This is a genomic window from Micromonospora sp. NPDC047644, assembly GCF_040704315.1.
GTDB lineage: Bacteria > Actinomycetota > Actinomycetes > Mycobacteriales > Micromonosporaceae > Micromonospora.
The window spans coordinates 286,723-292,752 of sequence record NZ_JBEYSY010000011.1 but is presented as its reverse complement, the minus strand read 5'-3'; the positions used below and the strand labels follow the sequence as shown (position 1 = coordinate 292,752).

The 6,030-nt window shown below is 72.6% G+C and carries 6 protein-coding genes and 1 pseudogene; 2 read left to right on the top strand and 5 right to left on the bottom strand.

Going from position 1 to position 6,030, the window contains the following annotated elements; genetic code table 11:
• Together AB0877_RS20325 and hutH are read left to right on the top strand one after the other, a co-directional pair.
• Window positions 1-676: amidohydrolase family protein (locus AB0877_RS20325; RefSeq protein ID WP_366610615.1), on the top strand; the 676-nt coding region annotated here is incomplete at its 5' end.
• Complete coding sequence (gene hutH / locus AB0877_RS20320; protein WP_366610614.1) at window positions 673-2,211, top strand: histidine ammonia-lyase; 1,539 nt, start codon at window positions 673-675, stop codon at window positions 2,209-2,211. The genes AB0877_RS20325 and hutH, both read left to right, overlap by 4 nt.
• Window positions 2,212-2,242: 31 nt before the next feature.
• Here the strand turns inward: hutH and rdgB are convergent, their stop codons facing one another.
• From rdgB to AB0877_RS20295, 5 genes and pseudogenes are all read right to left on the bottom strand, one after another.
• Window positions 2,243-2,860 carry an RdgB/HAM1 family non-canonical purine NTP pyrophosphatase gene (rdgB, locus tag AB0877_RS20315; protein ID WP_238678306.1) on the bottom strand — a complete coding sequence of 206 codons (618 nt, stop codon included), beginning with the start codon at window positions 2,858-2,860 and terminating at the stop codon, window positions 2,243-2,245.
• Window positions 2,857-3,582, bottom strand: a complete 726-nt coding sequence (rph, locus tag AB0877_RS20310; protein ID WP_366610612.1) for a ribonuclease PH — start codon at window positions 3,580-3,582, stop codon at window positions 2,857-2,859. The genes rdgB and rph overlap by 4 nt, the downstream gene beginning before the upstream one ends.
• 53 nt (window positions 3,583-3,635) lie before the next feature.
• Entirely contained in the window at window positions 3,636-4,379 is a 744-nt protein-coding gene (locus AB0877_RS20305; protein ID WP_366610611.1) for an MBL fold metallo-hydrolase, read from the bottom strand.
• A 223-nt stretch (window positions 4,380-4,602) separates the two neighbouring features.
• Window positions 4,603-5,568, bottom strand: a complete 966-nt coding sequence (locus tag AB0877_RS20300; protein WP_366610610.1) for a pyridoxal-phosphate dependent enzyme — start codon at window positions 5,566-5,568, stop codon at window positions 4,603-4,605.
• 143 nt (window positions 5,569-5,711) lie between these two features.
• Window positions 5,712-6,011 (bottom strand): annotated as a pseudogene (locus tag AB0877_RS20295) (MoaD family protein); the annotation flags it as partial.
• Window positions 6,012-6,030 lie beyond the last annotated feature (19 nt).

Here is a 6,030-nt window from a genome sequence, read left to right as displayed (position 1 = left end):
CGCCGACCGCCCCGACGACTACGTGGGGTTGGTCTGCGGACCGATGCTGGCCGCCGCCGCCCCGTACGCGAAGTGGATCGACGTGTTCTGCGAGCGGGGTGCCTTCGACGTGGACCACGCCCGCGCCATCCTCGCCTGCGGTCAGGCGGCCGGGCTGGGCGTACGGCTGCACGCCAACCAGCTCGGCCCCGGCCCCGGGGTGCAACTGGGTGTGGAGCTGGACGCGGCCAGCGTCGACCACTGCACCCACCTGAGCGACGCCGACGTGGCCGCGCTGGCCGACGCGGCCCACAGCGACGGGGCGGGCACCGTGGCGACCCTGCTGCCCGGGGCGGAGTTCTCCACCCGCTCGCCCTACCCGGACGCCCGCCGGCTGCTCGACGCCGGTGTCACGGTGGCGCTGGCGACGGACTGCAACCCCGGCTCGTCGTACACCTCGTCGATGCCGTTCTGCGTGGCCCTCGCGGTCCGCGAGATGCGGATGACCCCGGCGGAGGCGGTCTGGGCCGCCACCGCCGGTGGCGCACGGGCGCTGCGCCGCGACGACATCGGCGTCCTCACCCCCGGCGCGCGGGCCGACCTCGTCATCCTCGACGCGCCCTCACACCTGCACCTGGCCTACCGGCCCGGTGTCCCCCTGATCCGCCAGGTAATACGCAACGGAGTTCCGCAATGACGCACGTGACCATCCAGCCCACCGGAGTCCGCGCCGACGACGTGCTCGCGGTGGCCCGCGGCACCGCCACCGTCGTCCTCGCCCCGGCCACCATCGACGCGATGGCGACCAGCCGGGCCATCGTGGACGGCATCGAGTCGTCGGGCCGTCCCGTCTACGGGGTCTCCACCGGGTTCGGCGCGTTGGCCAACACCTTCGTCGCGCCGGAGCGGCGGGCCGAGCTGCAACACGCGCTGATCCGCTCGCACGCCGCCGGGGTGGGCGCCCCGATGCCGCGCGAGGTGGTCCGGGCCATGATGCTGCTGCGGGTCCGGTCCCTCGCCCTGGGCCGCTCCGGGGTCCGGCCGCTGGTCGCGGAAGCCCTGGTCGACCTGCTCAACCACGACATCACCCCGTGGGTCCCGGAACACGGCTCGCTGGGCGCCTCCGGCGACCTGGCGCCGCTGGCGCACTGCGCGCTGGTGCTGCTCGGCGAAGGTTGGGTGCTCGGCCCGGCCGGTGAACGGCAGGACGCCGCCGACGCGTTGACCGCCGCCGGGCTCAAGCCGATCGAGCTGGCCGCCAAGGAGGGGCTGGCGCTGATCAACGGCACCGACGGCATGCTCGGCATGCTCCTGCTGGCCATCCATGACGCCGCCCACCTGTTCGCCATGGCCGACGTGACGGCCGCGCTGGCCATCGAGGCGATGCTCGGCTCGGAACGGCCGTTCCTGCCCGAGCTGCACGCGATCCGCCCACACCCCGGTCAGGCGACGTCGGCGGCGAACATCCACCGCCTGTTGCAGGACTCCCGGGTGATGGACTCGCACCGCGACGACCTGGCGCACGCCGTGCAGGACGCGTACTCGATGCGCTGCGCGCCGCAGGTGGCCGGCGCGGCCCGCGACACCCTGGACTTCGTCCGCACCGTCGCCGGCCGGGAGCTGGTGTCGGTCGTGGACAACCCGGTGGTGCTGCCGGACGGCCGGGTCGAGTCGACCGGGAACTTCCACGGCGCACCGCTCGGCTTCGCCGCGGACTTCCTCGCCATCGCCGCCGCCGAGGTCGGCGCGATCGCCGAGCGGCGGGTCGACCGGCTGCTCGACGTCACCCGCTCCCGGGAACTGCCGGCGTTCCTCTCCCCCGACGCCGGGGTCAACTCCGGGCTGATGATCGCCCAGTACACGGCGGCCGGGATCGTCGCCGAGAACCGTCGACTGGCCGCCCCCGCCTCGGTGGACTCGCTGCCCACCAGCGGAATGCAGGAGGACCACGTCTCGATGGGGTGGGCCGCCGCCAAGAAGCTGCGCACCGTCCTGGACAACCTGACCAGCCTGCTCGCGGTGGAGCTGCTGGCCGGCGTACGCGGCCTCCAGCTGCGCGCCCCGCTGGAGCCGTCGCCGGCCGGCCGGGCGGCCGTCGCCGCGCTCGGTACGGCAGCCGGCGAGCCCGGCCCGGACGTGTTCCTCGCCCCGGTGATGGAGGCGGCCCGAGCCGTCGTCGCCGGGCCGGAGCTGCGCGCCGCCATCGAACGGGAGGTCGGCCCGCTGGGCTGATCTCCGGCGGGTCGCTGTCGTCCGCCGCGGGTCAGGCGGCGGGCGGCAGCACCTTGGCGATCAGCTTGGCCAGCTCACGCAACGCCTTGCCCCGGTGGCTGATGGCGTCCTTCTCCGCCGGGGTCAGCTCGGCGTTGGTGCGGTCCTGTCCGTCGCCCAGGAAGATCGGGTCGTAGCCGAACCCACCGTCACCGCGCGGGGCGCGCAGCACCCGCCCGGACTGCCGGCCGTCGACGAGGTGCTCCTTGCCGCCCGGCAGCACCAACGCGACGGTGCAGACGAACGAGGCGGCCCGCTGCTCGTCGGGCACGTCGCCGATCTGGTCCAGCACCAGCTGAAGGTTGGCCCGGTCGTCGCCGTGCTGGCCGGACCAGCGGGCGCTGAACACCCCCGGCATTCCGTTGAGCGCGTCCACAGCGAGCCCGGAGTCGTCGGCGATGGTCGGCAGGCCGCTCTGCCGGCAACCCTCCCGCGCCTTGATCAGCGCGTTCTCGCCGAAGGTCAGGCCGGTCTCCGGCAGCTCCGCGTACTGCTCGATGTCGTCCAGCCCGAGCAGGGCGATCCGGTGCGCGCCGAGCGCGCCGTCCAGGATCCGCTGAAGCTCGACCAGCTTCTTACGGTTACGGGTGGCGAGCAGGACCTTGTTCATGCGAGTGCCTTCCGTTGGGCTTCGGCCAACTCGGCGCAGCCGGCGACGGCCAGGTCGAGCAGGGCATCGAGCTGGTCGCGGGCGAACACGCCCGCCTCGCCGGTGCCCTGCACCTCGACGAAGTCCCCGGCGCCGGTGCACACCACGTTCATGTCCACCTCGGCGGCGACGTCCTCCTCGTAGCAGAGATCGAGCCGTGCCTCCCCGGCGACGATCCCCACGCTGACCGCGGCCACCGAGCGGTGCATCACCTTCTCCGGCTTACCGGCCAACGACTTGCGGGCGGCCAGCCAGCTCACCGCGTCGTGCAACGCGACGTACGCGCCGGTGATCGCGGCCGTGCGGGTGCCGCCGTCGGCCTGGAGCACGTCGCAGTCGAGCACCACCGAGTTCTCGCCGAGCGCCTTGAGGTCGATGCTGGCGCGCAGACTACGGCCGATCAACCGGGAGATCTCATGGGTACGGCCACCGACCCGGCCCTTGACGCTCTCCCGGTCGGAGCGGGTGTTGGTGGCCCGGGGCAGCATCGCGTACTCGGCGGTCACCCAACCGAGCCCGGAGCCCTTGCGCCAGCGGGGCACCCCTTCGGTGACGCTCGCCGTGCAGAGCACCCGGGTGCCGCCGAACTCGACGAGCACCGAGCCCTCCGGATGGGTGCTCCAGCCTCGGGTCAGGGTCACCGGTCGGAGTTGAGAGGGCCCTCGCCCGTCAGGTCGCGCCATGCCTGCACCCTATGCGGTGCGACGATCCACCCCGCCCGCGGTGCCCCGGTGGGTCAGATGTCGTAGCTGGCACCGGGCCGGACCACCTCGAGCGGCCCGGTGTACGCGGCGGCGGCCGACTCCAACGTGTGCGCCTCGCTGCCCCAGGCGGGCACCAGGTGGGTGAGCAGCAGCCGTCCCACGGCGGCCTTGGTCGCCGCCTCGCCGGCCTCCCGGCCGGTCAGGTGCAGATCCGGCGGATTGTCCACGCCGTCGAGGTAACTGGCTTCGCAGAGGAACACGTCGGCGTTCTGGGCCAGCCGCAGCAGCGCCTCACAGGGCGCGGTGTCCGACGAGTAGCACAAGGAACGGCCCTCGTGCTCGAGCCGCACACCGTACGTCTCGACGGGGTGGTTGACCCGGTCGACGGTGACGGCGAACGGGCCGATCGGGAAGGTGCCCGGCTGGAGCGCGTAGAACTGGTACACGTCCTCCACCGAACCGTCGTCCCCGTAGGCGGCGCTGAGCCGGTCCGGCGCGCCGGCGGGCGCGTACACCGGCAGCGCCGGGTAGGGGCCGTCCGGGGCGTACCGGCGCACCACCACGTAGAGCACGGCGTCGAACATGTGATCACAGTGCAGGTGGGTCAGCAGGATGGCGTCCGGGGCGTGCAACCCCGCGTACCGCTGAAGGCTGGACAGCGACCCCGAGCCGAAGTCGACCAGGAGCCGGAACCCGTCGGCCTCGACGAGGTAGGCCGAGCAGGGCGACTCGGGGCCAGGGAAACTGCCGGCGCTTCCCAGAACGGTCAGTCGCATCGAGTGGTCTCGCTGTCACTGTCAGTAGCACCTGTGCCGGCGATGGTCCCAGCGATGATCTCTACCGACGCGTACGCCACGCTGCGCAGCCTACGCTGGCGCACCCGGCAGCAAGAATCATCCAACGGAAGTTGTCACGAACGTGACACCTGCTCGCGGTACCTCACCATGCGAACGGGCCGTCGACGAATGTCGACGGCCCGTAGTCGGCAGACCAGATCGGTCAGGCCCAGAGCTGCCCCTCCAGGGCGTCCTCGGCGTCGGCGAGGGTGCCGCCGTACGCGCCGGTGGACAGGTACTTCCATCCGCCGTCGCAGACCACGAAGGCCACGTCGGCCCGCCGGCCGTCGCGCACCGCCTCGTGCGCCACCGCCAGCGCGGCGTGCAGGATCGCACCGGTGGAGAAGCCGGCGAAGATGCCCTCCACCTCCACCAGCTGGCGGGTGCGCAACACCGCGTCCCGGGTGCCGACCGAGAACCGCCGGGAGAGCACCGACGCGTCGTAGAGCTCCGGAACGTACCCCTCGTCGATGTTGCGCAGCCCGTAGACCAACTCGCCGTAGCGCGGCTCGGCAGCCACGATCTGAATGCCCTCGACCTTTTCCCGCAGGTAACGGCCGGTGCCCATCAGGGTGCCGGTGGTGCCCAGCCCGGCCACGAAGTGCGTGATGCTGGGCAGGTCGTGCAGCAGCTCCGGCCCGGTCGTCTCGTAGTGCGCCCGCGCGTTCGCCTCGTTGCCGTACTGGTAGAGCATCACCCAGTCGGGGTGCTCGACGGCGATCTGCTTCGCGGTGGCGACCGCCTGGTTGGAACCACCCGCCGCCGGCGAGAAGATGATCTCGGCCCCGTACATCCGGAGCAGCTGCACCCGCTCGGTGGAGACGTTCTCCGGCATCACGCAGACCAGCCGGTAGCCGCGCAGCTTCGCCACCATGGCCAACGAGATGCCGGTGTTGCCGCTCGTCGGTTCGAGGATCGTGTCACCCGCGCGGAGCCGGCCAGCCTCCTCCGCCGCCCGGACCATGAACAGCGCCGCGCGGTCCTTGATGCTGCCGGTGGGGTTGCGGTCCTCCAGCTTGGCCCAGAGCCGCACCGGAGGGGCCCCCTCGGGCACCGTCGGGGAGAGTCGGGGCAGGCCGACCAGCGGCGTACCCCCGCAGGCGTCGAGCAGGCTGTCGTACCGCGCCATGGCGGCCGGCCTCAGCGAGCCGCGACGGCGTCGCGGGCCACCGCGTCGACGGCACTCGGCGAGCTGGCGCTGTGCGAGCTGATCGCCGCCGCCGCGGCGCTGTGCGAGCTGATCGCCGCTGCCGCGGCGCTGTGCGAGCTGATCGCCGCTGCCGCCGCGAAGCCGAACGCGCCGCCGGCCACGGCCGGCAGGATGGTGACGCTGTCGCCGTCGGAGAGCTTCGCGTCGAGCGCGCCGAGGAAGCGGACGTCCTCGTCGTTGACGTAGACGTTGACGAAGCGGTGCAGCGCGCCCGCGTCGGTGATCAGCCGGCCGCGCAGACCGCCGTGCCGGGAATCCAGGTCGGTGAGCAGATCGGCGAGCGTGTCGCCGGTGCCCTCGACGACCTTGGCGCCGCCGGTGTAGCTGCGCAGGATGGTGGGGATGCGAACCTCAATGGCCATGATGGGGAACTCCTCGATC

Bases quoted from the DNA above. Each gene is read 5' to 3' on its own strand.
- hutH (WP_366610614.1), top strand. From the start codon at position 673: ATGACGCACGTGACCATCCAGCCCACCGGAGTCCGCGCCGACGACGTG.
- rdgB (WP_238678306.1), bottom strand. From the start codon at position 2,860: ATGAACAAGGTCCTGCTCGCCACCCGTAACCGTAAGAAGCTGGTCGAG.
- rph (WP_366610612.1), bottom strand. From the start codon at position 3,582: ATGGCGCGACCTGACGGGCGAGGGCCCTCTCAACTCCGACCGGTGACC.
- AB0877_RS20305 (WP_366610611.1), bottom strand. From the start codon at position 4,379: ATGCGACTGACCGTTCTGGGAAGCGCCGGCAGTTTCCCTGGCCCCGAG.
- AB0877_RS20300 (WP_366610610.1), bottom strand. From the start codon at position 5,568: ATGGCGCGGTACGACAGCCTGCTCGACGCCTGCGGGGGTACGCCGCTG.